The sequence below is a fragment of the Micromonospora maritima genome, assembly GCF_902825405.1.
GTDB classification, from domain to species: Bacteria; Actinomycetota; Actinomycetes; order Mycobacteriales; family Micromonosporaceae; genus Micromonospora; species Micromonospora maritima.
In genome coordinates this window covers 1-1,248 of the sequence record NZ_CADEAU010000867.1, presented here as the reverse complement: position 1 = coordinate 1,248, position 1,248 = coordinate 1, and the positions used below count along the sequence as shown (strand labels likewise).

The 1,248-nt window shown below is 74.7% G+C and carries 2 protein-coding genes; one reads left to right on the top strand and one right to left on the bottom strand.

The window, feature by feature from the left end; genetic code table 11:
• On the bottom strand, positions 1-641 hold a 641-nt coding region (locus tag HUW36_RS33130; protein WP_246248448.1), incomplete at its 3' end, for a bifunctional transcriptional activator/DNA repair enzyme AdaA.
• A 243-nt stretch (positions 642-884) separates the two neighbouring features.
• On the opposite strand from HUW36_RS33130, the gene HUW36_RS33125 reads away from it, so the two are divergent.
• A partial coding sequence (locus tag HUW36_RS33125; protein ID WP_174531613.1) for a hypothetical protein occupies positions 885-1,248 on the top strand: 364 nt, incomplete at its 3' end.

Sequence of the window (1,248 nt, the reverse complement as noted above, 5' to 3'; positions counted from 1 at the left end):
CCGGCGCCGCGACGAACCTCAACTGGCTGATGCCGATGACGTACGACTACTTCGGGGCGTTCGCCGCCCAGGGGCCGACCGCCCCGCACTCCCCGCAGCTGCGACGGGGTGACGCCGTACACCTCGCGGACCGTGTCGTTGAACTGCCGCACGCTGCCGAAACCGGCGGCGAACGCGACCTCGGCCAGGCCGAGGCCGGTGGTCTCGACCAGGATCCGCGCGGTCTGGGCGCGTTGCGCCCGGGCCAGCGCCAGCGGACCGGCGCCCAGCTCGGCCCGGAGCATCCGGTGCAGGTGCCGCTCGGTGTAGCCCAGCCGGCTGGCCAGCCCGGGCACCCCGTCGCGGTCGACCACGCCGTCGGCGATCAGCCGCATGGCCCGGCCCACGACGTCGGCCCGGACGTCCCACTGGGGGGAGCCCGGCGCCGCGTCCGGCCGGCACCGGCGGCAGGCCCGCAGCCCGGCGCCCTGTGCCGCGGCGGCGGACGGGAAGAACCGGACGTTCTGCCGTTTCGGCGTCATCGCGGGGCAGGACGGCCGGCAGTAGATCCCGGTCGACGTCACGCCGGTGTAGAACCAGCCGTCGAACCGCGGGTCGCGGCTGTCGACGGCCCGGTAGCACCGCTCGAAGTCCAGCTCCATGCCACCGATCCTGCCTCGCAGGTCCGGCGGTCGGCTGGCGGTTTTCGGACGTGAGTGCCGGCGGTCGCGCCAGCTCGGCGAGGTGGTGCTGTCCCCGCCTCCCGGATGCCCCCACCCCGGGGAGGTGGCGTGGATCTTGCCGATCGATCCGAGAAACTGTCGTAAGTGGTCGGTACGGTCCTCGCCACCAACTCAAGAAAAGGTGCGGGGCATGGCGAGCGTGGCCGGGCGGGGTGTCCGCTGATGCGATCGGGGCGAGCACGGCTGGACGCCGCGGTGGTGCAGGGCTTCTACGACCGGATGCGGGCGGTGGCGCCGGCCGCCTACGGCGCGATCGAACGGGACCGCGCCGACGACCCGGGGCGGCCGTTCGTCGAGACCGCCTGTGGTCGTCTGGTCGGCTCGCTCGACCCGGCCGGGCTGCGTGCGCTCGGCATGTGGGCGCACCACTGGTGCATGCGCTTCTACGACGACGACACCCGGGTCGGCCTGCGCCTGGTGCGGGAGATCGCGGCCCGGCCGGGCCTGGGCTGGACCGCCGACGAGGTGCGCTGGCTGCTCGACCGGTCCTCCGCGGCCGGGCCCGCCGCCGCGCACCGCTTCACGC